This is a genomic window from Sorangium sp. So ce145, from assembly GCF_051525985.1.
GTDB classification, from domain to species: Bacteria; Myxococcota_A; Polyangia; order Polyangiales; family Polyangiaceae; genus Sorangium; species Sorangium cellulosum_B.
This window is the reverse complement of sequence record NZ_CP150315.1, coordinates 9,644,786-9,670,837: the sequence shown is the minus strand read 5'-3', so window position 1 is coordinate 9,670,837 and position 26,052 is coordinate 9,644,786. Positions and strand designations below refer to the sequence as shown.

Here is a 26,052-nt window from a genome sequence, read left to right as displayed (position 1 = left end):
GGCGCACCGCTCCGAGCTGGTAGGGTGCGGGCCATGACGCTCCTGTCCCACCTACGCCGCCTCCGCGTGGCTGCGCCGCTGGCGCTGCTCGTCGCGGCCGCCTGCTCTGCCTCGTCTCCCGCGCCCCGCGTCGAGCCGCCGCCCGCGGCGGCGCCGGCGCCGGCGTCGTCCGGCGCGCCCGGTGAGGTCGGCCCGACCGGGCTGCTTTCGGAGGAGGACTTCAAGGCCCTCCACCAGCTCAGGGCGGACAAGGCCCCGCCCGCGCGAGGACAGACGGTCGAGGTGGCTGGCACGAAGGCGTACCTGAGCCTGCCGCGGGACGCGAAGCCGCCGATCGCGGGCGTCGTCGTCATCCACGAGTGGTGGGGCCTGAACGAGCACATCAAGCACTGGACCGATCGCCTCGCGGAGGACGGGTATGCGGCGCTCGCCGTGGACCTCTACGGCGGCAAGGTCGCGACCACGCCGGACGACGCGATGGCGGCGATGAAGGCGGTCGACGAGGCGAAGGGGATCGAGGTCGTGCGCGCGGCGCACCGCTTCCTCACGACGGACGCGCGCGTCCTCGCGCCGCGCACGGCCTCGATCGGGTGGTGCTTCGGCGGCGCGTGGTCGCTCAAGCTCGCGCTGAACGAGCCCGAGCTCGACGCGGCCGTGATCTACTACGGCCGGCTCGTCACCGACCCCGCGCAGCTCAAGGCGATCAAGGCGCCCGTGCTCGGCATCTTCGGCAACCAGGACAAGGGCATCCCGCCCGAGGTCGTGAACGACTTCGACAAGGCGCTCCACGACGCGGGCATCGAGCACGAGGTGCTCCGGTACGACGCCGACCACGCCTTCGCGAACCCGTCGGGAGAGCGGTACGACACCAAGGCCGCGGCGGACGCGTGGGAGAAGGCGCGGCGGTTCCTGGCGGCGAAGCTGAAGGGGTGATGAGCGGCGGGGCTGGCGAGGAGGGCTCAAGCGGCCATCCCCCTCGCCGGCCAGGCGCTCAGCGGGACTTGAGCCGCTCTATCTCCGCGCGCGCCTGCGCCAGCTGCTTCTCTGTCTCCTCGCGCAGGCGCTGCTCCTCCTCGCGCAGGCGCTGCTCCCCCTCGCGCAGGCGCTGCTCCTCCTCGCGCAGGCGCCGCTCCCTGTCGAGCTCCGCGGCCAGCTCCTCGGCGATACGCTGCGCGTCCTCCTGGTGGGAGATGACCTGATCGAGCATCCCGCCAAGGCGTGCGATCATCTCGCCCGCGTCCTCGAGCGGGGCGTTGCCCGCGAAGAAGCGGAGGCGAGGGCCGTCGAGCAGCAGATCGAGGCCGAGCACCTCGGAGGCGAACCGGCCAGCCTGAGGCACGATGCGCTGGTAGGCCCGCGGGCGTGACGGGTCGCTCTCCTGGGCCGCGGGCAGCCTGTAGGCGTGCAGGCGCAGGCGGGCGCGGTCGAAGAGGAAGTACTCGTGGATGCCGAGCCGGGCGTAGCGGTCGACGTTGAGCTTGTGATCCTTCGTGCGGCTGCCGGCGACGTGGACCTCGATCACGAGATCGAGCCCCTTGCCCTCGTGGTCGACCACCCACCGCATGCGCTCGTGGGGCTCGACGTCGACCACGGCGAGAAGATCGGGCGCGAACCGCGGCTCGCCGGGGTAGAAGACGGCGAGCTCGGAAGAGAGGTAGATCTTGCGGGCGGTGCGGCGGAAGAAGCCGTCCAGGGCGTCGAGCGCGTCGCGCTTCGCCTTGCGGTGCGGGTCTCCCTCGGGAGGCATGAGCTCCAGCGGGACCTCGGCGGGGAGCATGTCGACGACGCGCGCGCGCTCGGCCGGGGTCATCCGCGCCCACTGCTCGCTCGTCGGCGCGCGCGGGTCCGCAGGGTCGAAGAGATAACCGGCAGGGAGGGCCTGAACCACACGCAAAGCCTAGCTCAACCGACCTCGCTCGGGGAGGCTCCCAGGGCGCCGCGCGCCAAGGGCACCCCTTACGGCCAGGCATCGTTTTCCGTTCGATTTTCAGGGCGGTCGTCGCTCATCGCCTCAGCGGAGCTCGCGCAGCGCTGCGATGAGCTCCGCCAGCGACGTCGCGTCGCTCCGATCGAGCGCCACCGAGCCCGCGGCGAGCGCCTCGGCGAGCGCGCGCGAGCCCCCGGCCTCCGGCGCGGCGGCGGCGACGGCCGACTCGGCGCGCCCTATCTCCGTCACGAGCGCGCCGATCGCCGCCGGGTCGATCGCCGCCGCCCTCGCCGTCGCGGAGAGCGCGCCCGCGGCGCTCTCGACCTGCTCGACAGAGGCGCGCGCCGACGCGTGGAGCTCCGCCAGGCGCAGCCGATCGAGCAGCGCGCCGTACGCCGACTCCATCGCGGCGAGCTCTCGCAACGCGAGCGCCGCCGGGCCCTCCGCCGCCTCTGGACCGGTCGCATCGTCGACGGCGCCGGGCGCGCCCGGCGCGCGCCGCTCCGCGATCTCCACGACCTCGGCGCGCGCCGCCCGCACCTCGCCGAGGAACGCCTCGATCGACGCCGCCGCCGGCGCGAGCGCGCCCGCGCCCAGGGTCGCGAGCGCCTGCGTCGCCTCGCGCGGCCGCCGCCGCAGCAGCCGCCGGAGCGGCGCGTTGCACGCGATCCGCAGCGCCGCGGCCTCCGCGGCGGCGAGCACCCGCTGGCCCATCGACAGCTTCAGCGCGGCCTCGTCGCACGCGCGCGCGAGATCCTCGGCGAGCGCGCTCGCCTCCGGTCGCTCCGGGGCCGGCGGCCCGTCCTGCGCGCCGGCGCGCTTCGCCTCGAGCGCGGCGCGCGCGCCGGCCAGCGCGCCCACCGCGGCGCGCAGCCGCGCGACGGCGTCGTCGGCCGCCGCCGTCTCGGCGGCGAGGTCGTCTCCCTCGGCGTACGCGCGCTGGCTCGCCGCGAGCAGCCGGCGCCGCTCGTCGCCGGCCCGCAGCGCCGCGGCGCTCCGGCGGGCCCGCGCCGCCCCGAGCGCGGCCGCGGCGCGCGCGCCGAAGGTCCACGCGCACGCCGCGGTCGCCCCGAGCGCGGCCGCGGCGGCGAGCCCCACGGCGGCCGTCGGGACGGCCGCGCCCGCGCCCGCGCCCACGCGCAGCCCGACCATCCCGGCCGCGAGCGCGCAGGCCGCCGCGCCCGTGCCGACCGCGCGCGCGCCGCGCTGGCGGGGCGCGGCCTCGAGCGCCGTCACGCCGAGGTAGGCCACCGAGCCGAGCGCCACGAGCAGCAGGACGAGCGACAGCGGCGACGTCAGCGTGACGAGGAGCCAGCCGAGCAGCGAGACGTCGATCATGGCAGCGCGCGGCTCGCCAGCGCGACCTCCCGGTCCTTCGCGCCGATCGACCCCGGCGCGCTCGTCACCTGGAACGACGCCCCGTCCCACACGATCGTCGTCACCACGAAGCGCACGTCCCGCCCCGGCGCGTCGCTGCGGAACCGGACGCGCCAGTCGAGGCGCGCGAGCTCCGAGGCGGGCAGCTGCACCGCCGCGAGCCCGACCGCCGGCGCGAAGGTGCCGTCGCCGAGCGCCGCGTCCACCTGGCCGTCCCGCGCCGCGAGGGCGAGCTCCGCGGCGTAGTCCTCCCAGAGCACGACGCGCAGCGCCCCGGGGCCGCTGAAGAGCTGGAGCTCCTTCAGCTTGCGGGCGAGGCTCTCGGCCTCGGCGCCGGCCGCGGGGGCCGCGCCGCCGCCCCCGGCGAGCAGCCGGCCGATGCGCGCCGCCGACAGGAGCCGCGCCCACGCGCGCGGATCGTCGGGCCCCGGCGTGCCCTCCGCGGCGGCGACCTTGCGCTGGATGCGGAGCGCCTCGTCGACGCGCCCGCTGCCCGCGGCCGCCGCGGCGAGCCGCAGCCAGCCCTGGGGCTCGGCCGGCGCGAGGTCCGTGAGCGTCGTGTACTGGCGGTACGCCGCCGCGTACCAGCCGTGCCGGAGGTAGACGTCGCCGAGCATCGCGCGCGACGCGGGGCTCGTCGGATCGAACTCGACGACCTCCGAGTACGTGCGCAGCGCGTCCGCCTCGAAGCCGCTCGACGCGAGCACGTCGCCGAGATCGAGCGCGAGCGCCGGGCTCATGAAGCCGCGGTCGCGCAGCCGCCGCCCGTAGGCGAGCGCCTCGTCCTTCCGGCCCGCCTCCGCGAGCAGGCGCACCCGCCGGATCTCCCCCTCCGGATCGTCGGGCCGCTCGGTGAGCGCCTGCCGCACCAGCGCGAGCCGCTCGTCCACCGCCGGGAGCGCCGCGAGCCGCTCGTCGAGGAGCGCCCAGCTCGCCCTGGGATCGACGCCCCCGAAGAGCGTGCGCCGCACCGCCGCGGAGATCGCGGGGTCCACGCTCCGCCTGAGGAGCGCGTGCGCGATGAACCGCTGCGCCTCGGGCTCGCCGGCGAACCGGGCGAGCAGCGCCTCGGCGCCGCCTTCCGTGGACACCCTCGCCTGGAGGAGCGAGAGGAGCGCGGCTTTCGATCGCCAGTCCGGCAGCTCGCAGGTCGTGAGCGCGCCCTCGTAGCGCGCGATGAGCTGCTCCGCCGCCGTGGCGCGGGCGAGGCGCTTCGACCAGACGACGATGCGCTCGGCGAGCGGCCGCCGCGCGGTGTCGCTGCACGGCGCCATCGCGACCTGCGGGCGCCTCGGCGGCGGGGAGGTCCGGGAAGCGGGGAGCACCGCCGCCGGCGCTGTCTTGCGGGCCTTCTCCAGGCGCGGGATGGCGTCGGACGGCGCGATCGCACCGCCGCCGCCCGTCGCGCGCTTGAGGCCGGTCGAGCCGATCGATGCGAGCTCGGACGGCCTGTCGGCCGCTGGCGCGCTCATGGGCGCAGCCAGCGGGCGGGGGGCGGCCGGCTGGTTCGCCGCGGCCTCCTGCTTCTGCCGCAGGGGCTCTTGCTCCGCCTCCTCGGCCGGGCGCGCCGCCTCGGGCGCGGGGGGCGGGGCCGCCAGCGTGGCGCCGGGCGCGGCGACACCTCCCTTGGGGCTCTGGTCCCGCTCGTTGCCCTGCTCCGCGATCGCCGGCGCCATCGCCGGCGCAGGCGCCGCGGCCTGCGCCCTCGCGCCGTGGCCGCCTTCCTTCGCCGAGCTCTCCTCGTAGCTCGCGCTCGGCTCGCTCTTCGAGCACCCGGCGGCGACGGCCGCGGAGGGCGGCGCGAGCAGCGCCGCGAGCTCGCGCTCTCGCTGGGGCGTGAGCGCCGTCAGCCGCTCGCCCCGGAGCGGCGAGCGCCGCCGCCGGATCCCCTGGTTCACGTAGGCCTGCTCGCTCTCGAGCGCCAGCGTGCTCGTGAACGGCGTGATCAGCCCGTAGTCGAGCCCGAGCTCGACCACCTTGCCCCGGTGCGCCTCGATGTCGTCGCCGTCCGCGAGCAGCCGCCGCATCTTCTCGGCCGCCCAGAAGCGCGGCACCAGCGCCGCGCCGACGCCCCGATCGAGCTCGATGGGGTGCTCGCGGGTGTACTCCTTCCCCGCGAGCCGCCCCTTCACGATCGCCTTCGTGGGCAGCGCGTGGTGCGTGCGCGCGAGCAGCACCACCTCCTCGCCGCGCGACACCTTGCCGCTCGCGGTGAGCATCGGCTCGTCGAGCCCCGCGCCGAGGTCGATCGCGAGATCGGTGATGGTCGGCGTCTTGATCGCGCCGGCGAGGCGCAGCACCTCGGACGTCGAGCCCTCGGCCTCGTCGATCCGGAACGCCTGTCCTCCCCCGGCGCGCGCGAGCTCGCGGAGCAGCGCGTGGTTCGAGTTCTCGCCGACGCCGACGGTGAAGAAGCGCGCGCGCGAGCCCGTGAGCGAGCGCCGAAGCCGCTCCGCGAGGCGCGCGCCGGTCACCTCGCCGCTCGTCGCGAGCCCGTCGCCGATGTAGATGACCGCCGGCTGCTCCTTGCCGTGCACCCGCCCGAGCGCCGACTCGAACAGCGCGCCGAGGTCGGTCGCACCCCCCGTCGCGTGCTCGGCCAGCCGCGTGAGCGCGGCGGAGATCTCCTTGTCCGACGCCTCGGCCAGCCCGTCCTTCGGGTGCAGGACCGCCGGCGCCGAGTCGAGCGCGATCAGCGCGAAGTGGTCCGACGGCGACATCGCCCGCAGGATCGCCTCGGCGGCCGCCGCCTTCTGCTGCCGCGCCGACTCGTCGGCCGACGCCGACGTGTCCACCACGACGACCAGGTCGGCGGGCAGCTCCTTGAGCTCGGCCCAGTCCACGTCGGGCACGTACCTGGCCATCACGTAGTCCGCGCGGTCCTCGCCCGCGGCGAAGCGCGACACCCGCAGCGGCGACGGCTTCACCTTGACGGAGGCCTCGAGCTGGAAGTCCGCGCGCGGCTCGTAGCCGCTCCGCCGCATGCTCACCCGCCGCCCGCCGTCCTCGACCACCGCGTCGGCGAGCGTCGCGATCTGCAGCCCCTGGCCGGCCTGTCCGAGATCCACGGAGAGGGAGAACTCGCCGATCTGCACGGGATCGCTCGCGCGCATCGGGTAAACGTAAGAAAGCTTACCTGATGGCGCGCTGAGCATCTCCACGTAGCGCAGCACGACGCGCCGGGAGCCGCTGGCGGGCACGGGGAAGATGCGGGCGCGGTAGCTGTGCCCGTCGACCCACTCGAGCAGGGCCGGCTCGTGGCCGGTCTGCACGGCGGTCTGGTAGCGCTGCGCCGCTTCCTTCCGCTCGATGACCTCGCCCTCGACGAGCACGCCGTTGGTCTCCACGGCGAACGAGCTCACGATGGCCCGCTCGGGCACGGTGAACCAGTACCAGCCCTCGACCTGGCGTCCGCCCGGGTTCGAGAAGGTCTGGTCCACCTCGGTCTCGGCGATGCCGTCGCGCAGGACGGCCCGCACGGCTTGCCGGCTGATCTCGAGCGTGCGCGCCTGCGTCCCGGGGGCGCCCTGCAGGTCGACGCCGTAGATCCGGCCGGAACCGCTGCCTTCGCCTGCGAGCGGCCGGTGGTCGCCCATGCCTCCGGTCCAGTCCTCCCAGTAGGCGAGCGGCGCGACCTTGGGCGCGGCGCTGCCGGCGACCGTCGCTTGCTCCCCTGCGTGCACCTCGACGCGGCCGCCGGGGGCCGCGACGACGGCGAGCCCGCGGGCCACGTACACGCTCACGGCGTCGCCCGAGCGCCTCATCGACAGGCCGGCGTCGGCCGCCGAGACGTTGACGTCCCCGAGCGCGTGCGAGAGCCCGCCGCGCCCTTCGGGCGGCGCGTCGAGCCAGACCTCGCCCTGGGCGATCGAGAGCCCCTCTGCGCGGAGCGTGATCTCCGAGTCTGCGCGGAGGAACACCGCCGAGCCGTCGGCGAGCCGGACGAGCGCCCGCGCGCCCTTTCCGGTCGCGAGCTTCGCCCCGACGGGGACCGGGATCCCGGACACCACCGTCGACTTCCTTTCGCCCTGAGCGTTCGCCGCGAGCGTGACCTCCCCCGAGGACAGCTCGAGCCGCGCGCCGATGGCGCTGGTCTTCTCGGGCTTCGTCTCGTGGGTCAGGACGAGCGCTGTCACGCTGGCGGCGAGCGCGAGCGCCCCGAGCGCGAGCCGGAAGCGCAGGCCGCGCCTGCGGCGCGCAAGCTCCGCCCCCGCCCTCGCTGCGCCCTCTTCTGCCGGCGTATCGGCCGGCTCTACCTGTTCGTGCGACGACATCCAAGACCTCCTCGCCGCGGTGGCCCTCGCCCCCGGGAGCCCAGCGCGGGGCCGCATGCAGACGTCCCATGCCCCCCCGACGATCTGCCCAAGCGATCGCGCTGGTCATCGTAACGGGAAAGCGCCGAGGAAGCGTAGCCCCAAGCCGGAGCGGGACGGCCAGCTGCGCGCATCCGGCTGCCGCCTGGTGTGGGGACGAGCTTCGAGCCGTCCAGACGCCAAGAGAAGAAGAATTGAACGCAAAGGCGCAAAGACGCAAAGAGAAGAGGGATTGAACGCAAAGGCGCAAAGACGCCAAGGCGCAAAGACGCCGAGAGAAGAGAGAAAAGCTCGTGAAGGCGCCAGAAGAAGACTGCAACGCCAGCGTGCCAAGGGAGCGAAGAAGGAAAGTGTTCGCTCTCGTCTCTTGGCGTCTCTTGGCGTCTTGGCGTTCAATTCTCCCTCTCCATTCGACCGGCGCTTCAGGCCACCTCGCGCCCCGCGGGTCCGGCGCGGCGAGCGCTTTCAGAGGAGCGGCGTGCGCTCGTCATCACGGGTGCGGGTCGTGTGCCTAGCTGCGCGGCGTCGAACCCGAACGCCATCGGTTCGCGGCGGTGGTGCAGCCCCTCCATGTGGCCGTGTAGCCGCGGTTGGCTCGCGGGGGCTTCGCCTTGTCCAGCTTCCGGCGCGTCGTCGTCCTGCTGATCCACCAGCGTCGTGGAACAGGCGATCACCTTGCTGGGCGGGTGCGACGCGAGCCACGCCATCGTGAAGGGGGCCGGAGGGAGACGGCGCTTCACGCAGCGCTTACGGCACTCCCTCGAAGCGCCGAAAATTCACGAAAGCAACCTGATCAGTGTTCGAGACTCCGGTGGAGCCCTGGGGCCCAGGCACATGCGGACGGCCCCGCCGGCTGGCTGCTCATGAGGGTGTCGGACGCCAAACGTCGCAGCACTGCCAGGTGCTTCTGCCCGGAGCATCGTGGGCGCAGAAACCACGCCCTCTGTATCCCTTGGAAACCCTCCACAGCGCTGCGAAGGATTAAGGCATATCGATTGCTTCTCGACCTGAATGCCAGGCGCAACGCCAGGGCGCCGGACCGCGAGCGCGCGCTTCGCGTGACGAGGCGTGCGAGCGACAGGTCACGCGGGGCCCGAGAGAGGCTAGGGCTATGAAGTTAGAGGCGATTCGAGTGACCAGGTTCGATCGGTGTGACGCGGGCGCAACGGGGACCCAATCCGCCACGACGTCTTTCGCCATTGAGGACGCGCTCAGATGCGTCGACAACGTCGACTACATGATCCAGGCGAAGGCAGGAGAACACGATCGCCTTCTCGCCTCCATCTTCGGCATATCCTCCATATGGGCCTATTCCGACACGAACACTGTCGCCAGGGTGATGCACCGTCACGCCGGGATCCCCTGGAACGAGACCGTCCGCGTCCAGGCGGCCAACCCTGCGCTCCTCACGGACACGGCTGCGTATGTCGTCCAGAGCGAGGACAGGAGGCTGTGCGTCCTCTGCTTCCCTGGCGCGGATTTCTTTGCGAACGCGATCCAATGGTTTACGACCATCAGCAGCAGACCGGAACCCTTCCGCGCCGCAGGGCACGTCCATGGAGGCTTCTTCCGCGGCCTCATGCTGCTGGCCGCCACCCTGCAGACCTTGCTCCAGAGCGCTCGCAAGGGCGGTTCCATCTGCGAAGCGGTCGCACGGGAACGAGCCATCTGGAACGACTGCGGCAAGGAAGCCCCGCGGTGCAGCGAGGATGATCCGGGCCCCCTCGGGGCGGATTCGGGCACCTCGCACGGGGTACTCCGGCCGCCCCGAGAGGACGGTCCCGATGTGCTGGAGGCGCTCTATATCACCGGTCACAGCCTGGGCGGCGCGCTCGCCGTCATCATGGCAGCGCTCCTTTTCGAGGACCCACGGCTCGCGTACTTCCGGGAGAAGCTGCGCGGCGTGTACACGTACGGACAACCGATGGTCGGTTACCAGGACTTCAAGGACAGGTTCGAACGAGACCTCGGAAAAATGCTCTTCAGGCATGTCTATCGCAATGACTCGATACCGCGCCTGCCGGCGTGGACGATGGGGCCCTTCGTGCACTTTGGCTCCCTGTACAGATCGGAGGAAGGGAAAGGATGGGTGCCGAGCCGAACCTTGACGCCCCAGTCGTGCACCCTCGTCGGCTCCGTGCTCACCGGGGTCCTGTCATGGTTCTTTCAGGAAATGCTGGTCGGCCTTTCCGTCGTCCCTCTCCTTCCGCCGGGCATCTCGTATGCCGACCACCTGCCGCTCTACTACTTACGCGCGTCCGAGGCCGAGGCCGGCGTGACGTTCACCTAGCGGCCCGGCAGCTCTCCCAACCGGATGACGCGGATCAGGCCGTTCGGCGGGCGACAGAGGGGACTCGACACGTCGGCCAATGCCGCGAGGACCGGGCAGGCGCAGAGACGACCCGGCGATAGCCGCACATGTCCTCCGTGTCGCATAGCAGGCAACAGGTGATCCGAGCGAGGGGGCATGAAATTAGAGGCAATTCGAGTAACCAGGAGCTCCCAGCGCGATAAACGCGCAGAGCGGATTGGATCGATTGAAGCGTGGTCTCCTGCGGCGCTCGGGCTCGAGCACGAGGACAGCGTCGACCACATGGTTCAGGTGAAGGCAGGAGAATACGACCAGCAGCTGGCTGCTATCCTCGGCTCAGCGTCATGCTGGTCGTATTCCGACCCGGACACCTTTGCCAAGACGATGCATCGCCGTGCCGGAGTTCCCTGGAACGAGACCGTGGCGCTCACGGATCGCAACCCTGCGCTCCTCACGGACGTGACCGCATACCTCGTCCAGAGCGAGGATAGGAGGCTGTGTATCCTCTGCTTCCGTGGCACGGGGCCACTGAACATCATCAACTGGCTGTCGGACGGCAGCTCCAGGGTGGTTCCCTTCTTCTCGGCAGGCCATATTCATGGCGGCTTCTTCCATGCCGCGATGATGCTGACGACGACCCTCAGAACCTTGCTCCAGAGCGCCCGCAAGGGCGGATCCATCTGCGAAGCCGTCGCGCGGGAGAGGGCCATGTGGAGCGACTGCCTCAGGAGAGACCCGCGGGGCTGCGGGGACGATCGGCGCCGCGCCGGGGCGGACGTCGGCGCCGCGCGGCGGGTGCTCCGGCCACCCAGGGGGGACGACCCCGATGTGCTGGAGGCGCTCTACATCACCGGTCACAGCCTGGGCGGCGCGCTCGCCATCGTCACGGCGGCGCTCCTCTTCGTGGAGCCTCGGCTCGCATACTTCCGGGAGAAGCTGCGCGGCGTGTACACGTACGGGCAGCCGATGGTCGGTTACCAGGACTTCAAGGACAGGTTCGAACGAGATCTCGGAAAACGGCTCTTCAGGCATGTCTATCGCAACGACGTCTTCCCGGGCCTGCCTGCGCTAAATATGGGTCGCTTCGTGCATTTCGGCTCGCTGTATACCGCGAAAGAGGGCGCTGAATGGCTGCCGAGCCGAGCCTCGACGAGGCAGGAGCGCACGCTCCTGGGGGCCATTGGCCAGGCTGCGCTGGCGGGGATCCAACAAGAATTTTTCGGCAATCTCCCCGTCCTCAATCTCATTCCGCTGCGCTTGTCGGTCGCCGATCATTCGCCTATCAAGTACCTGCGCGTATCCCGGGAGGGGGCCGCCGACATCGAGCTCGTGTGAGCCGGGAAGGCCGGGCGGGACGCGCTGATGGGGATCGAGGCACCGACGGTGCGAGCTTGCTGAAGCACGAGGGCTGTTGCGTGCCGCGACCATGAGGCGCGCCGCGGCCCAAGCGCTCAGCGAGGCGCGGGCTGCCCGAGGACGGCGCTCTCCTGCTCATGCCTCCCCGGCGCTGCTCCTCTGGGATGGCTCACCCGCAAGGTGGAAATCTTGCTGCGCCACGCCGTTCCGAACGCCGATCGGGCACGCTGCCGCCACGATGGCCGACCGGACGATTCAGAAAAGCAGCGCTGCCTTCTTGATATCGCTCGCGCAGGCGGCCGTCGCCGCCTGCGGAGATGACGGCAGCGGAGAGGCGAGCGCCTCGACGACATCTTCCGCGAGCTCGCACACAAGCGCGAGCGCCGGGACCGGCGGCGGCTCGACCGGTGAGGGCGGTGCTAGCGGCGGCGCGACAGGTGGCGGCGGCGGCGGCGCAACGGGCGGCGGCGGCGCGACGGGCGGCGGCGGCGGCGTGGGCGGGTCGGCTGGCGGTGGCGGCGCCGCTGTGGAACTCCTGGATCAGCTGCGCGCGCTCGACGTCGCCGAGGTCACGGAAGAGGCGTCCAAGATCCCCGGCTATCGGTTCTTCGTCATCGAGCTCGAACAGCCTGTCGATCACGATGCCCCGGGCGGCGAGCGCTTCCGGCAGCGGCTCGCGCTGCACCACCGCGACTCGAGCGCGCCGCTCGTGCTCGCCTCGACCGGCTACTCGCTGGTTCTCCCCGACCAGTACATCGAAGAGCCCACCGCGCTCCTGAACGCAAACCAGATCTACATCGAGCACCGGTTCTTCGCGCCGTCGCGCCCGGAGCCGGCGGATTGGACCAAGATGACGATCGAAGCGGCGGCCGCCGATCACCACCGCGTCGTCGAAGCATTCCGCTCGATCTACACCGGGAGATGGATCTCCACGGGTGCGAGCAAGGGGGGAATGACCTCCGTCTACCATCGTCGTTTCTACCCCGATGACGTCGACGGCACGGTGGCCTACGTGACTCCGCTCAGCCACGGCGTGGAGGATCCACGCTACATCGATTTCCTGAACCAGGTCGGCGAGGCCGACTGCCGCGAGCGCATCGCCGCGTTCCGGCGCGAGGTGCTGCTCCGGCGCCCGGCCATGCTCGAGCGCGCGGAGACGGAAGCGGACGCGCTGGGCGTGACGTACGACCTGTTCGGCGTGGAGGCGCAGCTCGAGAGCGCCGTGATATGGCTCCCATTCTACTTCTGGCTCTACTCGCTCGAGGCCACCTGCGACCAGATCCCGGATGTGTCGGCGTCCGACAATGACCTGTGGCTGGCCCTCGGCCTGATCTCTCCCGTGAGCGCCGGCGCCGATGCTGCATATCTCGCCTACGAGCCGTACTACTGGCAATGCTACACAGAACTCGGCGCCCCCCTGCCCGACACCACGGATATCGCTGACCTGCTCACGTTCGACTGGGGGTCGGTCGACCGCCTGCCGAGCATCCCCATCGAGCCGGAGTTCTCGCCTGCCGCGATGGAGGACGTCGCGCGCTGGGTCGCCACCGAAGGCAGCGAGCTCCTGTTCGTCTACGGCGAGAACGACCCCTGGTCTGCCGGGGCCTTCGATCTCGGCGCGGCGGTGGACTCGTATCGCTATTTCGCGCCGGGCGCCAACCACGGCGCGCACATCGGCGGCCTCGCCCCGGCCGACAGGGACGCCGCGGTGGCGACGCTCGCCCGGTGGGCGGGTGTGCCACGGTCGCTCGTGACGGCGCAGCCCTTGCGCGCTGCCGTCCCCCGCTCTCTTCGCATGCTGCGCCCGCGATTCGCTCTCTGATCTCTTGTCTTTCTCGATCGCGACGCTGCTCGCGGAGCTGCCGCCCAGCACCGTCATGTCCTCGCCCTCATGCTGCCAGGCGACCACGACGATGTTGCCGGCGATCGCCGAGGGCGCTGGCGCGGCTGGATGACCCCGGGTTAACCTCGACCGATGACCACCGCGGACCACGGGGAGCAGGCGATGCGGCTGCAGCAATGAGCGAGGGCGCTCCCGGCGCGGCTTCGCTCGAGCGACTCTGCAAGGTCGAGGTGCAGGACGCCCGCCGCGACAAGCGCCTCCTCGGGTCCGTGGTCGTCGCATCGCTCGTCGGCACGTTCGCCGCTCCGTGGGGGCTAGCCGTGCTCGGGATGGAGAAGGCCTCGCTCGTCGCCGCGCTGATCGGCCTTGGCAGCTACTTCGCCAGCGCGCTGTCGTTCGCCGGCGCGGACCGCGGGCCGGGCGAGCGCCGCCTCCGCGACGGCAGCGTGAAGATCGAGGGCGAGCGGCTGCTGATCACGGAGGGAGCGAAGGAGAGCAGTCTGCCGCTCGCGCTCCTCGCCGGCGGCTGGACGGAGCGGACGCCGAACGGCCACGCCGCGGTGCTGTCGTTCTCGGATGGGCGCGTCGCCGCCGTCGAGCAAGCCTCGGAGGAGGAGGCGATCGACCTCCTGTCGCGGGCCGGGGCGGGGGCGCAGGCGCGCGCGGTGCGGATGCGCACGTACCGCGAGGACTCCAGCGGTCGCAAGATCGCGGGCTGTCTCCTGGCCGTCTTCGTCCTGATCCTCGCCCCGGGTGCGCTGGCGCTGCTGATCCTGCTGTTCACGGCCATCGCGCAGTGGTCCATCGCACCGCTCGGTCCGATGGTGGCGATGGGCGGGCTCGCGCCGCTCCTGGGCGTCGCGGCATGGCTCTGGTCCAAGGTGACGCCGAGCTGGGTGCATATCGGCACCGACGGCGTGATGGTCAAGAGCGCGTTCCGGCGGCGGTTCCTCCCGCACAGGGCCATCGTCCAGGTCGCTCTCACCCACGGGGGAGTTGGCGGCGTCTATCATTTCGTGAAGATCGGCCTGCGGCACGGCGAGTCCGTCACCGTCCCGGCGGCCAGCCCCGCCGAGGCCACGGCGCTGATCGTGCGTATTCAGGCCGCTCAGACCGCCGTCGCGATGCAAGACCGGGCGCGGCTGCTGGCGGTCATCGCGCGCAATGGCCGGCCGCTGGCCGAGTGGAAGAGAGCGCTGGGGTCGCTGGTGGCCAGCACCGGATACCGGACGGCGGGGAACGACCTCGAAGAGGTGCTGCGCATCGTCGAGGACGGTTCTGCGCCGCCGGAGCAGCGCGTCGCCGCGGCGCTCGCGGCGCGCCCGCACGGGGGCGAAGCGGTGGAGAGACGGATCCGCGTCGCCGCCGAGGCGAGCGCCGAGCCGAAGCTGAGGCTGGCGCTGGAGAAGGTGTCCGCGGGGGAGGACGAGGATGATTTGCTGGAGGAGATCGGCGCCGGCGACGCCCGGAGGGCGGCGCTATGAAGAAGAATTGAACGCAAAGGCGCAAAGGCGCAAAGACGCCAAGAGAAGAGAGAAAAGCTCGTGAAGGCGCCAGGCGAAGATTGCAACGCCGGCGCTCCAAGGAAGCGAAGGAGGAAATCTTCCCTCTTGCCTTTGGGCGTCTTTGCGCCTTTGCGCCTTTGCGTTCAACTCTTCCTCCCCGCCCGACCGGCGCTTCAGGCCACCTCGCGCCCCGCGGGTCAGGCGCGGCGAGCGCTTTCATAGGGCCAGGGCCCTCTCTATATCTTCATGGAACAGGCCGCCTGGGCAGGGCGAAAGTCCCTGCGATACGCGAACGGCGGTTTCTGTGGGGCTATCCATCATAGGAGGGGGCGATGGCAGGATTGCTTCCGGAGTTCCGGAGGTTCATCGACTACGTGTCTCTTGTCTACCGGAGGCGGGGGCTGCGCCGGGAGCTGCCGGGCGACAGGTTCCTCGCCGAGGTGGTGAGGACGGTCGACGGCGACACGCTCCGCGTGCGCGACGAGCACGGCGTGATCCATCCTGTCCGTATGCTCTCCATCGATACGCCGGAGACGCACTTCCTCGGCGCCTCGCAAGGTTACTGGGCCGAGCTGGCCGCCGAGCGGCTCTCCGAGCTGCTCCCCGACGGCGCCGAGGTCGAGATCCAGACGGACGAACAGCCGTTCGACGCCTACGGTCGCGTCCTCGGGTACGTCCTGTCGCGCGGTCGGCTCATCAACCGGCAGATGCTGGAGGAGGGCCTTGCGACGACCTACATCGTCGCCCCGAACCTCCGGTATGCCCGGGAGCTCTCCGAGGCCGCGCGGCGGAGCTTCGCCGAGCGCCGCGGCATGTTCGGCGACGCCAGCGTCCTGCTCCCGTACGAGTTCCGGTGGAGGATGCGAGGCCAGTCGAGCGCGAAGCTCGTCGGCAGCCTGTCCCGAGGCGAGGTGTACGATCTGGCGGAGCGGGAGCGGGTCCCCGTCTGGGATCGGGTGTTCTTCTTCGACGCGAAGGACGTCAGGGCGCCGTTCTTCCGCGTCAGGCCGGAGCGGGGCGAACAGGGCGACTGAACGGACCGCCGCGGGGCGCGTGCGCGCCCCGGTCGCGCATGCGGCGCGACGCGGGCCATGATGCCACGGACCGTGGCAGTTTGCCTCGCGCCGCACCGCACATCGGCTGGACGAGCGCGCTCGTGAGCTCCGTGGGCGCGGTGACCCGCGATGGCGCGAGGCGTGCTCGTTCGCCGATCCGTGCGAGGAGGCACGATCTCCCGCGCAAATCGCCCCGCTCCGCGCCTGATCAGGGATGGATCGCACAGCGGGCGCGCTTCTGGCACAGGAGTCGCCTGCGGGCGGAACTGCCCATGGCGCCTCGGCTGTGTGCCCGGCGAGCCGCCATTCGTGTGCACTGGACGGGAGCTCCGCGCGCCGGGAGGCGGGGCGCTCGGCCAGCCATTTCTGACGACGTACCCCTCGTGAAGGAGCCGCTCGTATGCCTGTGAAGAGAATGGATATCACGTGCGTGGTCGCGTGCACTGCCGCGCTCTCGCTCGGCCTCGTGAACTGTGCCTCGACGCCGGGGGCGGTACCTCTGGTGCCTGACAGCACGCGTGGCGCGCCGCCGGGGACGGCCGAGGCGGTCGCGCCGACGGGCCCGAGGGCGCCCATGAACGCGTCTCCGCCGCCCGGCCCCGCCACGCCGCGCACGAGCTACCTGCCGGTCGACGACAAGGAGCCGTTCGCCGCGCTGATGGCCCGGATGAAGGCCGACAAACCCGCGGTGATGAAGCGCCACCAGACGCTGCTCGAGGCCCGGTACGACCTCTCGAACCGCCCCGCGCCAGGCGTCACCATGTCGCGCGGAAAGCCCGTCCAGGGGGGCGTCCGCGTGAAGCTCGAGAAGGGGACGACGTGGGAGTCGCTGGCCGCGCTCACGCCCGACGCCATCCGGGATCAGGGGCTCTGGCCGCAGGGCTTCCTGCCGCTGCCCCACCCGAACCAGCCGGAAGGCGGGATGGTCTTCCCGAAGCTCCAGATCGAGGAGCTGAAGCGCCAGACGGGGAGGGATCTCACGCGCTTCGATCTCGACTTCGATATCCCGGATCACCTGATCTCCGAGTTCCCGCCGCCGATCTACCTCACGACGCGGCCTGATCTCGGCGACGTCTCCAAGGGGCAGCTCGTCACCATCGACAACTTCTACGAGCTCTTCAACGGCATCCTGAACCCGAAGCAGCTCGAGGGGCTCCGCCTCCTCGTCACGCCGTTCCCGCAGATGCAGTTCAACGCGACCGCGGACCGGCGCTCGGAGAAGGCGAGCCTCGGCGTCGCCTGCTTCGATTGCCACGCGAACGGGCACACGAACAACGCGACCCACCTCGTGGGCGACATAAGGCCGCAGGAGTTCCGTCACCGGGTCGACACCCCCACGCTGCGCGGCGTGAACATCCAGCGCCTCTTCGGCTCGCAGCGCGCGCTCAAGACCGTCGAGGACTTCACCGAGTTCGAGCAGCGAGCGGCGTACTTCGACGGCGACATCGTCATCGCCGTGAAGAAGGGGATCAACATCCTCGACCGCGGGCACCAGGTCCACGCGATGTCCGAGTTCGAGGAGATCCTCGACTTCCCCCCGGCGCCGAAGCTCGCGTTGAACGGGCGCCTCGACCCCGCGAAGGCCACGCCGGAGGAGCTCCGCGGAGAGCAGATCTTCAACGGCAAGGGCCAGTGCGCGACGTGCCATGCCGCGCCGTACTACACGGACAACCTGATGCACAACCTGCGGGCGGAGCGCTTCTTCAAGCCCGTGCTCATCAACGGACGGATGGCGACCGCGGACGGCCCCATCAAGACGTTCCCGCTGCGCGGCATCAAGGACAGCCCTCCGTACCTGCACGACGGGCGCCTGCTCACGCTGGAGGACACCGTGGAGTTCTTCAACCTCGTGCTCGGCACGAAGCTGACGGCGCAGGAGAAGGCCGATCTCACGGCGTTCCTGCGGGTGCTCTAGAAAGGCCGCGGCTACCGCCGCTCGCGGGGGCCTTTTCCCGCCGCCGCGCCGCAGGAGAGGCGCGCCGCGATGCCGTCGAGCACGCAGTCGAGACCCCTGTCGAACGCGGCGTCGGCCGGCGGGTGGGTGGCGTCCTTGACCACCTTGGCGAGCGTCGGGAAGCGGCCGGTGGCGATCATCCGGCGGATGTACGCCTCCGACGCCCGCTGCCATTCGGTCTGATCCATGCCACTCGCGACCTCGGCGCGCAGCTCGTTGGCCTCGGCGCGGATGGCGCCGAGCACATAGGCGTTGACGGTCCCGACCGCCATCATGACGACGTCGATGTCCTCGAAGCCCGGAGCGCCGCTCAGCGCGGCGAGCGAGGCCTCGAGGTGCGCGAGGGCGTTCGGGCCCAGATGGGGGCGGCCGCCCAGCAGATCGATGAACCACCCGTGCTCCCTCGCGGCCCGACGGGTGCGGTGGGCGATCGTCCGGAGGGCCTCGCGCCAGCCGCCGGGGATCGGCCCAGCGGACGCCATCTCCCCGTACACCGCGTCCACCATGAGCTCGAGCAGCTCCTCCTTGGTGTCCAGGTAGCCGTAGAGGCGCATCGGGCCGGCGTCGAGCGAGGCCCCGATCTTGCGCAGGGACACCGCGGCGAGGCCTTCCGCGTCGGCGAGCGCGATGGCGGCGCGCACGATCCGGTCTCTGCTCAGCGGCCCGGGAGCGGGACGGAGCGCCGGCTCCGGGCGCTCCCAGATGAGGGAGGCGCCGGTCGCGTGCGGTTTTTTCTGCCGTGCGGTCATCGCTCGTCTTGTTCGCATCGGCACCCGGTTGACAACAAATCCGACGCGATACACTGTATCGTAGTAATACACTGTATCAAGGACGGTTTTTATGCACGTAGAATCGACGTCGGTGCTCGTCGTCGGGGGCAGCCTGGTGGGCCTGTCGGCCGCGGTGTTTCTGGCCTGGCGAGGTGTGCGCACGGTGCTGGTCGAACGGCACGCCGGCAGCTCGCCGCATCCGCGCGCGATCGGCTACACGCCGAGGACGCTGGAGCTCTATCGCGCGGTCGGGCTTGGACCGCACATCCCGCAGGTGCCGCCCGGCTTCCGGCTGCGCCGGGCTCGGGTCGAGAGCCTGGCCGGGGCGTGGTTCGAGGAGGTCCCGTGGACGCCCGGGGAGCAGGCGGCGCCCCCGATCGAGCGCTCGCCGTGCACGGGCGCCGCGATCGCCCAGGATCGTCTCGAGCCCAGGCTTCGAGACAGGGCGGTCGAGCTCGGCGCCGACGTGAGGCTCGAGACCGAACTGACCCGCTTCGAGCAGGACCCAGGCGGCGTGACCGCGTGGCTGCGCGAGCGCGACGGGCGAGAGGTCGCGCTGCGCGCTTCCTACCTGGTGGCGGCGGACGGCCACCGCAGCGCGATCCGCGAGGCGCTCGGGATCGGCCGCACCGGGCGAGGGCACATCCGGGCGGTGCGCAGCGTCCTCTTCCGGGCTCCGCTCGAGGAGTACCTTCGAGCGGGGGTCACGCAGTTCGCGATCGAGCAGCCGGGCTTCAGCGCATTCCTCACCACCTATGGCGATGGCCGCTGGGTGCTGATCTTCTGGGATGACGAGGAGCGCGACGCGGCGACGTTGAGAGCGCTGATCTCCAGGGCGATCGGCAGGGCTGACCTGGAGATCGAGATCGTCACCACCGGGCGCTGGGAGATCAGCGCCCTCGTCGCCGATCGATTCACGTCCGGCAGGGTGTTCCTCGCCGGGGACGCCGCGCACACGCTGCCGCCCAACCGGGGCGGTTACGGCGCGAACACCGGCATCGAGGACGCCCACAACCTCGCGTGGAAGCTCTCTGCGGTCCTCTCCGGCGCGTCGACGCCGGAGCTGCTCGACACGTACGACGCCGAGCGGCGCCCGATCGCGTGGCTCCGGCATCACCAGATCTTCGCCCGGGAAGACTACAAGGCGCACGCGGGCGGGACCGCCGGAGGCGTGCCGATCCTCGACGACGACGCCATGGAGCTCGGGCAGCTGGTCCGATCGACGGCGGTGCTCGGCGCCGGCGACGGGCTCCCGCCGGCGTTGCGGCCCGAGCAATGGGCGGGTCAGCCCGGCACGCGCGCGCCGCACGCGTGGGTGGTGAGGGGCGGCGAGCGGCTGTCGACGCTCGATCTGCTCCAGCGACGCTGGGTGCTGCTCACCGAGGACGCGCGGTGGCGCCCCGCCGCAGCGCAGGCCGGCGAGCAGCTGGGCATCGAGCTCGAATGCGTCCTTATCGGGGCGGATGTGCGGTCATCCGATGACGGCGCGCTCTGCAGGGCGTTTGGCCTCGGGGCCGGGGGAGCGTCGCTGGTCCGCCCGGACGGCTATGTGGCGTGGCGCTCGCTCGACCTGCCGGAGGATCCGGCTGGCGCGCTCGCCGATGCCCTCGGGCGGGTGTCGTCCGCCCCGCGCCATACGATGACTCCCGACGAGAGGCCCGAGACCGCCGTCGGCGCGTAACGTCTTGTACGGGTCCCGTCGCCGATCTTCCCGTAACCATTGCTTCCCCAGCTGACGTGGGGGACGCTCGCCTCCGGCACCAGGCCGGATCACCTCAGGTAATCGGAGATCGCGTCGTACCAGCGGCCCGCCATCCGGGCGTAGCCGGCCTTGTTGGGATGGACCCCGTCGCCGAGCTCGGACGTGGGGAAGTCCTTGAACTGATCGACGAAGAGGACGTGCGCGCCTTTGCTGGCGCGCGCCTCGACCAGCGCGGGGATCTTGGCGTTGTACGTGTTGACCGCGCCTGCGCCCATCGGGAAAGGAATGATGTTGCTCACGACGATCAGCGCGTCGGGCGCCTCGGCGATCAGCTCGTCGATGAGCGCGCCCAGGCGGGTGTCGGCGCCGTTCGGCTCTCGATACATGTCGTTGGTGCCGGCGTGGAGCAGCACGATGTGCGGCATGTCCCGGAGCCCCGGGGTCGGTATACGATTGGCGATCTGCTGGATGGTCTCTCCGCTGATGCCCTCGTGATTGCGGGGGAACGGCTTGCCATCGACCATCGCGGGGCCGTTCGCCTGCTGCGTGCCCGTGAAGGTGACCTCGTGGCCGTCTTGCGTGGCAAGGTGGAAGAGCTCGACCCGGTAGCCGCCGTCGAAGCCGAGACCGAAGGTGATCGAGTCCCCGAGGGGCAGGATCTTGCAGGCGCCCGTCGCAGGGCAAGGCTGGAACCCTGCATCCGGAGAGCCCCCGCTCCCGCTCGTTCCTTCCGCCGCGCTGCTGCTGCTGCTGCTGCTGCTCGCGCCTCCGGCCCCTCCGGCGCTGCTCGAGCTGCTGGAAGAAGCCCCACCGCCCGAACCGCTTGTCGCCGTCGTGCTGCTCGCTCCGCTCGTCGTCGAGGAGACTCCCGAGCCCTCACCCGCGCTCGTCGTCTGGGCGCTGCTGGAGGAAGAAGCCCCTCCTCCGGTGCCGCCCGAGCCGTCGGACCCATCGGAAGCGCTGGAGCAGGCCATGGAACCGACCAAGAGAAGGCCCACGAGCGGAATCCCGCGGGCAAAGGTGCCGAATGCGCCACGGCGGACGAGCAGCGAAGAGGTCGAGGTAGACATGTGAGCCCCGCTCCCGGTCAGCGACCGAATAAAATTGTGTTGTAAGCAGAGGGGCGGGAGCTCGGCGCAATGCCACACCACCCGCACAGCCTCTGCGAGGAAGTGAAGGGAAGGGTACGTGGCGCTCGCAGAGAGGTCGTTCAAATTCCCGGCGAAGGTTTTCAGGATCCCGACGCGCGGGACCCGATCCACCCGGCGCCAGCGATCAGAGGTGTGTGTGCGCTCACATGCCCGGCTCACGAGGGGCTTGACCCCCGTGTTCCGCGACGCCGACGATGCTCCGGGGCGACCCCAGGCATGACCGCGGAGTTCTCAGCAAAGTACGGCGCGGCGCTCACCGGATCGGACTGGGTGGGGCTGCCCCTCCGGATCGGGTATGTGCCCGAGAGCGGCCGGCTCGAGGGGCTCGAGGCGGCGAGCGATGCGGTCCTGGTGTGGACGGGAGGCCCCTCGCAGGTCGACATTCGCTTCGCGGAGCCGACGTCGGGCGAGGTCCGGGAGCATTCCTTCGAGCGGCTCTCGGGAATGATGGACCTCTTGCCGCGGAGGACCAGGCTGTACAGCGTCGAGTGGCGGGGGCGGCCCTCCGTGTGCACGTCGGTGAACTTCCCCGAAGCATCCATGTTGGCGCTCTGTGCGTCTCCGTCCGCCGTGCTGGTGCCGGAGCGGGAGCCGCGGTTCGGTCTGGTCGACGCCCACGTCGTCGACCTGGTCCGTCGCCTGCAGGCGCAGGCCGAGGGGCAGGAGTACTTCGGGGCCGTCTACGTGCAGTCGCTCTGCCTGGCGCTGGCCTCCTATCTATCGGCGCGGTACGGAGCGGGATCCGGGGCGGAGATCTCGCTGCGCAACGCGAGCCTCTCGAGGAGCCAGCGAACCCAGATCGAAAAATTCGTCGACAGCGAGCTCTCCTCGAACTTCGGGCTCGTCGACCTGGCGGGGCTGGTGGGCTACTCGCCGGACCATTTCTCGCGCTTGTTCAAGAGCGCCTTTCACCAGACTCCCCACCAGTACGTCATTTCGCGCCGCATCGAGAAGGCGATGACCATGCTCCAGGACGAGCGGCTGTCCATCGCGGAGATCGCGCTGGAGTGTGGCTTTTCCAATCAGGGGCACCTCACGACGGCGTTCAAGCGCCGCACGGGGACGACGCCGGGCGCCTATCGAAAGAAGTGAGCGGCCGCGCGCGGGTCCCGCGATCACTGGACCAGCGGGGCCGGCGGGCCCTCGGCTTCGTCCTGAGAGCCATCCAGCATGATGCCCGGATCGACCGGCGCCACCGCGCTTCGCAGGGCGAGTTGCCGCTGCAGCAGCTGCTTGGTCCGCAGGACGCCCGACACCGAGCGGATGAGGCTCCGGTGATCCGCGCCGAAGTCGATCCGCGGCACCGAGAACGGCGCGTCCGCGGAGCTACGGAATCCGCTGACCGTCGCATGGTCGCCAGGCCAGTTGGTCACGGCTCCCAGGAAGCCGAGCCGGCGAAGCGTCGCGCACTCGCGAGGACCGAAGTCCGTCCCCACGTGCCCGTTCGGATAACCGAAGATGGGGACCGGGCGCCTGGCCTCGGCGCGCAGGCGCGCCCAGGACACGTGGATCTCGTGCATCGATTGCGCGTCGCTCGTCCTGGAGAGCACCGGATGGGTGACCGTGTGCGGTCCGAACGTGATGCCGCGCGCCTCGCACGCGCGGACGTCATCCCACGACATGGGCGCGTACCGCGCGGGAGGGCGCGCCGGGAGATCGACCTCGGCCGCGGCGGCGAGCCGCTGGATGGCGCGGAGCTTCTCGGTCTCGGGCACGCGCTTGCAGCGCTCCATGAAGCGCCGCGCGAGCTGCGCCCGCGGGACGCCGTCGTCCAGGCGGATGACGTGGCGGAGGCCGCCCACCATCACGCTGAGCTCGCGGCGCCGCGTCGTCTCGAACACGTGCTCCACGCGGTGCCACCAGCACCACAGATGGCCGTCCAGATAGCCGCTCACCACGAAGATGGTGGCCGGGCAATCGAACTCCGCGAAGATCGGCGCGGCGACCGTCGCCTGGTCGATCGTGCCGTCATCCATCGTGAAGGCGACGGCCCGGTCGATGGGCGGCTCCTCGCCCGCGAGGCCCCGGAACACCCGCTCGAGCGACACGAGCGGATACCGCTCGCGTCGCAGGAACTGCAGCGCGCGCCGGAGGGCGCGCGGATCCAGGCCCTCGATCCCGCGATCCGGGTCGGCGAACCGATGCATCACGATGATGGTCGAATGGCCGTGCATCATCGGCGTGAATGGCCGCGTCGCCCACGGTGCGGCCAGGAGATCGGAGAGCCATCGCATTGCGTTCGACATGAGTCGTCCCCCCGGTAGGTCCGTCGATCCTTGAGATCACGCGCCTCGATACCGCAATCGGTCCGTACCACCATTCCTTTCTCCCCCCATCGAGTAGACTGTCGATCTCTCGACTCGGCCGCTCATCGAGCGCCAGGCATGTCTCGCTGTCCTCCCGCCGCGCCGTGGCTCTCCGGTACGGAACACACCGTCCAGGGCATCGCAAGAGCGAAGCCGGGACGGATGGGGCCTCGACCTGGCAGAGATCGACACGAGCGCTGCAACACGCCGCATGACTACATTGCGGACGGCAGGGGCGCGACTCGAATACACTATACGTCGAATTCACGAACTGACAAGCACATCGCACAACAAACGAGAAGGCCGGAGTACGGGGGCCGCAAAGCTCAATAAGGACATGAACAGCGGCCCAGGAGTGGTGATCCGTCCCAGTCTTCGACTGGGCACGTCCCGCGAGGGCGACATCTCACCGGCCCAGGAGCCCGTCGAGAGCCCGCGTGGGCGGCCCGGTCGCCGGCCCACAAAGTCGTTCGTTTTCGCCAGGTTACAAAAATCGTCGCCGGCCGGTCACGAAAGGTGAGCCGCGCCTGGCTCGCCTGAGCACTGAAGAGGGCGGGCCGGGGGTCGGCCTGGCGACCCACATCAACGGACGCGCGCCGGTGCTTCTCGGAGGTAGTCGAGCAGCCGGGCCTCGTCGCTGCCGATCATCCGATCGATGCCGTCCTCGCGGAAATGGCGCTGGATCTGCAGCGCCCCCGCGGTCGTCCGCACGAGGATGGCGACGCGCCGGAAGCGGCCCATCACGGGCGGCCGAATCCGCTGCATCGCCGCCTCGAACTGCGGGTCGTTCCGCCCCACCGCGGCGCGCAGATCGATGAGCAGACACAGCCGATGGCGGTCGACCCGGTCGAGCGCGCGGCTCACCTCCATCCACAGCTCCTCGAACTGCGCGACAGACTCGGACGGCAGCGCGCTCCGCGTGACCCGTGCGATCTGCGAAACCGGGTCGATCGTCACCGTGTGGTGCGCGTTGCGGAGGAGCTCGAGCATGACCAACGACCATTCTATCAGACCCAGAGCAGCGGAGCGAGCGAGCAGGCCTGGCACCCCGGGTGGAGCTGCCGAGTTCGCCGGCGTGGCCTGGCTGTTCCTTCGACGCCGCCGGAAGAGACGCCTCCGACACGTAATCGAAACCTGATCGGCGAGCCCCACCGCGTGAGTCGCGCTGACGCGCAGTGGCAAATCCTGAGGCAGGAGCGGCGAGGGATGCGCTCGGCCGGCGGAATGGTCCAGGGGCCCCAGCGCTTCGCCGGGTGACGCGGGCGCGCGCGGCCCCGGCGCGCCGATCCGCTCAGCGGATCGCGAGCGGGATGCCCGGTGATCCGGACGCGCCCCGGAGGGGCAGCGGGCTGTAGACGTAGAAGAACTCGTAGGGGCTCTTGTGGCCGTGGGGCCGCTCCTGGAGCTCCGCGGCCAGATCCGCGGCCAGCTCCGAGAGCACCATCACCTCGTGCATGAAGATTCCGCTCTTCACCAGCAGGTGATGGTGCACCGGGAAGACCACCCCCGGCGCCACCGGAGGCTTCGGCGGGGTGACCTCGATGCCGAAGTTGTCCGACCCGACGCAGGCGATGCCCTTCGATGCGAGCCACTTCGCGACCTCGATCCCGATCCCCGGCTGGGCCAGCCCCACGCCTGGCTGCGTGTAATACCCCTCGGTGCCGAGCTCCCAGTTCTCCTCCCAGCCCGTGAAGATCAGCACGACGTCGCCGACGCCGATGTCGCGCTCGTCCATCTTCTGCGCGCGCAGCGTCTTCTTCACCATGGCCAGCGTGATCTCCTGGCCGAACGCGAGCGTCTGCCCGCCGTTCGCGTAGCGTTTGACGTCGAGGAGCACGCCGCGCGTGACGAGCGGCTTCACGTGCTCGACGCCGAGGTGCGCGAGCCCGTCTTCGGTGAGGATCTCGGCGCCAGTGAACTGGTTGTAGAAGAGCGCGTCGGCGGGGTCCGTGCTCCCGGGCGGGATGTAGCCGAAATGGCCCAGCGCGTCGAACTCCGTCCCCATCTGGCCGAACTCCCCGTGCATCACCTCGGAGTTCGTGACCTGCTGCTGGATGACCGCGGTCGGCCCGGCCTCCACGGAGAGCCCCTGGTTGCCCGGGAACGTCGGCATCCCCGGCTCGTAGACGTGACCCAGACGATAGACCTTGCCCTCCTTGATCAGGCGCTTGCCTTCGAGGACCTTGTCCGGCGTCTGCGTGTTGGAGGCGCCCGCCTCGTCGTCAGGGCCCCACGGCGAGGGACCGGGCATCGGATCGTAACTCTCCAGCATCGGCACGCCCCGGGCCAGCGCTGCCCCCGCGACCAGGCTGACGGCCATGGTCACAACGATCGCGCCACGCAACGGCATCACTCCAGGCTTCATAGGCAACCTCCTGGGTCACATCGCACGTTGTACCGACAGCGCTCCGCGCTCCGTTATGGGCGCGGGCGCATGTCATCCATAGAGTACACCGTCAGGGGCGCCAGGAACCTGCTCTCA

General features: G+C 70.8%; 17 protein-coding genes and 1 pseudogene. 9 read left to right on the top strand and 9 right to left on the bottom strand.

Translation table 11 applies throughout. The annotated features are described in order from the left end of the window. Positions 1-33 precede the first annotated feature (33 nt). Entirely contained in the window at positions 34-933 is a 900-nt protein-coding gene (locus WMF34_RS35780; RefSeq protein ID WP_012239642.1) for a dienelactone hydrolase family protein, read from the top strand. 58 nt (positions 934-991) lie between these two features. Here WMF34_RS35780 and WMF34_RS35775 read toward each other — a convergent pair whose 3' ends face one another. The 3 genes from WMF34_RS35775 to WMF34_RS35765 all read right to left on the bottom strand — a co-directional run bounded on the left by WMF34_RS35775 (position 992) and on the right by WMF34_RS35765 (position 7,578). Then, entirely contained in the window at positions 992-1,888 is an 897-nt protein-coding gene (locus WMF34_RS35775) for a Uma2 family endonuclease (protein WP_012239641.1), read from the bottom strand. 123 nt (positions 1,889-2,011) lie between these two features. After that, positions 2,012-3,265: a hypothetical protein gene (locus WMF34_RS35770; RefSeq protein WP_437990644.1), complete on the bottom strand. Its 1,254-nt coding sequence runs from the start codon at positions 3,263-3,265 to the stop codon at positions 2,012-2,014. After that, entirely contained in the window at positions 3,262-7,578 is a 4,317-nt protein-coding gene (locus WMF34_RS35765) for a VIT domain-containing protein (RefSeq protein ID WP_437990643.1), read from the bottom strand. Before WMF34_RS35765 ends, WMF34_RS35770 begins: the two co-directional genes overlap by 4 nt. Positions 7,579-8,728: 1,150 nt before the next feature. Here WMF34_RS35765 and WMF34_RS35760 point away from each other — a divergent pair. From WMF34_RS35760 to WMF34_RS35735, 6 genes are all read left to right on the top strand, one after another. Beyond that, positions 8,729-9,907 carry a lipase family protein gene (locus tag WMF34_RS35760; RefSeq protein ID WP_012239637.1) on the top strand — a complete coding sequence of 393 codons (1,179 nt, stop codon included), beginning with the start codon at positions 8,729-8,731 and terminating at the stop codon, positions 9,905-9,907. A gap of 177 nt (positions 9,908-10,084) precedes the next feature. Next, on the top strand, positions 10,085-11,263 hold the full coding sequence (locus tag WMF34_RS35755; RefSeq protein WP_437990642.1) for a lipase family protein: 1,179 nt from the start codon (positions 10,085-10,087) through the stop codon (positions 11,261-11,263). A 298-nt stretch (positions 11,264-11,561) separates the two neighbouring features. Further along, on the top strand, positions 11,562-13,106 hold the full coding sequence (locus WMF34_RS35750) for a S28 family serine protease (protein ID WP_437990641.1): 1,545 nt from the start codon (positions 11,562-11,564) through the stop codon (positions 13,104-13,106). A 197-nt stretch (positions 13,107-13,303) separates the two neighbouring features. Continuing rightward, positions 13,304-14,611 carry a hypothetical protein gene (locus tag WMF34_RS35745; RefSeq protein ID WP_437990640.1) on the top strand — a complete coding sequence of 436 codons (1,308 nt, stop codon included), beginning with the start codon at positions 13,304-13,306 and terminating at the stop codon, positions 14,609-14,611. 353 nt (positions 14,612-14,964) lie between these two features. Further along, on the top strand, positions 14,965-15,666 hold the full coding sequence (locus WMF34_RS35740; RefSeq protein ID WP_437990639.1) for a thermonuclease family protein: 702 nt from the start codon (positions 14,965-14,967) through the stop codon (positions 15,664-15,666). A 595-nt stretch (positions 15,667-16,261) separates the two neighbouring features. Then, the gene (locus WMF34_RS35735; RefSeq protein WP_437994690.1) at positions 16,262-17,602 is read left to right on the top strand and encodes a cytochrome B6; all 1,341 of its coding nucleotides are present in this window, start codon (positions 16,262-16,264) and stop codon (positions 17,600-17,602) included. 11 nt (positions 17,603-17,613) lie between these two features. Here WMF34_RS35735 and WMF34_RS35730 read toward each other — a convergent pair whose 3' ends face one another. After that, complete coding sequence (locus WMF34_RS35730; RefSeq protein ID WP_437990638.1) at positions 17,614-18,390, bottom strand: TetR/AcrR family transcriptional regulator; 777 nt, start codon at positions 18,388-18,390, stop codon at positions 17,614-17,616. A gap of 91 nt (positions 18,391-18,481) precedes the next feature. Between WMF34_RS35730 and WMF34_RS35725 the strand changes: the two genes are divergently transcribed. Further along, positions 18,482-20,092, top strand: coding sequence for an FAD-dependent oxidoreductase (locus WMF34_RS35725; RefSeq protein WP_437990637.1), 1,611 nt, complete (start codon positions 18,482-18,484; stop codon positions 20,090-20,092). A gap of 5 nt (positions 20,093-20,097) precedes the next feature. On the opposite strand, the pseudogene WMF34_RS35720 reads toward WMF34_RS35725, so the two are convergent. Both WMF34_RS35720 and WMF34_RS35715 read right to left on the bottom strand, forming a co-directional pair. Then, a pseudogene (locus WMF34_RS35720) lies at positions 20,098-20,172 on the bottom strand (hypothetical protein); the annotation flags it as partial. A 9-nt stretch (positions 20,173-20,181) separates the two neighbouring features. Further along, a complete protein-coding gene (locus WMF34_RS35715) occupies positions 20,182-21,087 on the bottom strand; it encodes an SGNH/GDSL hydrolase family protein (RefSeq protein WP_437990636.1) in 906 nt (301 codons plus the stop codon). Positions 21,088-21,480: 393 nt separating this feature from the next. Between WMF34_RS35715 and WMF34_RS35710 the strand changes: the two genes are divergently transcribed. Beyond that, complete coding sequence (locus tag WMF34_RS35710) at positions 21,481-22,356, top strand: helix-turn-helix domain-containing protein (RefSeq protein ID WP_437990635.1); 876 nt, start codon at positions 21,481-21,483, stop codon at positions 22,354-22,356. A 23-nt stretch (positions 22,357-22,379) separates the two neighbouring features. On the opposite strand, the gene WMF34_RS35705 is transcribed toward WMF34_RS35710, so the two are convergent. From WMF34_RS35705 to WMF34_RS35695, 3 genes are all read right to left on the bottom strand, one after another. Beyond that, positions 22,380-23,510 (bottom strand): polysaccharide deacetylase family protein, encoded by a 1,131-nt coding sequence (locus WMF34_RS35705; RefSeq protein WP_437990634.1) that lies wholly within the window; start codon positions 23,508-23,510, stop codon positions 22,380-22,382. Positions 23,511-24,152: 642 nt separating this feature from the next. After that, positions 24,153-24,560, bottom strand: coding sequence for a hypothetical protein (locus tag WMF34_RS35700; RefSeq protein WP_012239626.1), 408 nt, complete (start codon positions 24,558-24,560; stop codon positions 24,153-24,155). 301 nt (positions 24,561-24,861) lie between these two features. Continuing rightward, positions 24,862-25,935, bottom strand: a complete 1,074-nt coding sequence (locus WMF34_RS35695; RefSeq protein ID WP_012239625.1) for a cyclase family protein — start codon at positions 25,933-25,935, stop codon at positions 24,862-24,864. Between the last annotated feature and the right edge of the window lie 117 nt (positions 25,936-26,052).

Excerpts from the sequence above, each read along its gene's own strand:
- WMF34_RS35710 (WP_437990635.1), top strand. The coding sequence starts at position 21,481 with ATGACCGCGGAGTTCTCAGCAAAGTACGGCGCGGCGCTCACCGGATCG.
- WMF34_RS35755 (WP_437990642.1), top strand. The coding sequence starts at position 10,085 with ATGAAATTAGAGGCAATTCGAGTAACCAGGAGCTCCCAGCGCGATAAA.
- WMF34_RS35765 (WP_437990643.1), bottom strand. The coding sequence starts at position 7,578 with ATGTCGTCGCACGAACAGGTAGAGCCGGCCGATACGCCGGCAGAAGAG.
- WMF34_RS35780 (WP_012239642.1), top strand. The coding sequence starts at position 34 with ATGACGCTCCTGTCCCACCTACGCCGCCTCCGCGTGGCTGCGCCGCTG.
- WMF34_RS35760 (WP_012239637.1), top strand. The coding sequence starts at position 8,729 with ATGAAGTTAGAGGCGATTCGAGTGACCAGGTTCGATCGGTGTGACGCG.
- WMF34_RS35705 (WP_437990634.1), bottom strand. The coding sequence starts at position 23,510 with ATGTCGAACGCAATGCGATGGCTCTCCGATCTCCTGGCCGCACCGTGG.
- WMF34_RS35695 (WP_012239625.1), bottom strand. The coding sequence starts at position 25,935 with ATGAAGCCTGGAGTGATGCCGTTGCGTGGCGCGATCGTTGTGACCATG.
- WMF34_RS35735 (WP_437994690.1), top strand. The coding sequence starts at position 16,262 with ATGAACGCGTCTCCGCCGCCCGGCCCCGCCACGCCGCGCACGAGCTAC.
- WMF34_RS35730 (WP_437990638.1), bottom strand. The coding sequence starts at position 18,390 with ATGACCGCACGGCAGAAAAAACCGCACGCGACCGGCGCCTCCCTCATC.
- WMF34_RS35740 (WP_437990639.1), top strand. The coding sequence starts at position 14,965 with ATGGCAGGATTGCTTCCGGAGTTCCGGAGGTTCATCGACTACGTGTCT.
- WMF34_RS35715 (WP_437990636.1), bottom strand. The coding sequence starts at position 21,087 with ATGGCCTGCTCCAGCGCTTCCGATGGGTCCGACGGCTCGGGCGGCACC.
- WMF34_RS35770 (WP_437990644.1), bottom strand. The coding sequence starts at position 3,265 with ATGATCGACGTCTCGCTGCTCGGCTGGCTCCTCGTCACGCTGACGTCG.
- WMF34_RS35700 (WP_012239626.1), bottom strand. The coding sequence starts at position 24,560 with ATGCTCGAGCTCCTCCGCAACGCGCACCACACGGTGACGATCGACCCG.
- WMF34_RS35745 (WP_437990640.1), top strand. The coding sequence starts at position 13,304 with ATGAGCGAGGGCGCTCCCGGCGCGGCTTCGCTCGAGCGACTCTGCAAG.
- WMF34_RS35725 (WP_437990637.1), top strand. The coding sequence starts at position 18,482 with ATGCACGTAGAATCGACGTCGGTGCTCGTCGTCGGGGGCAGCCTGGTG.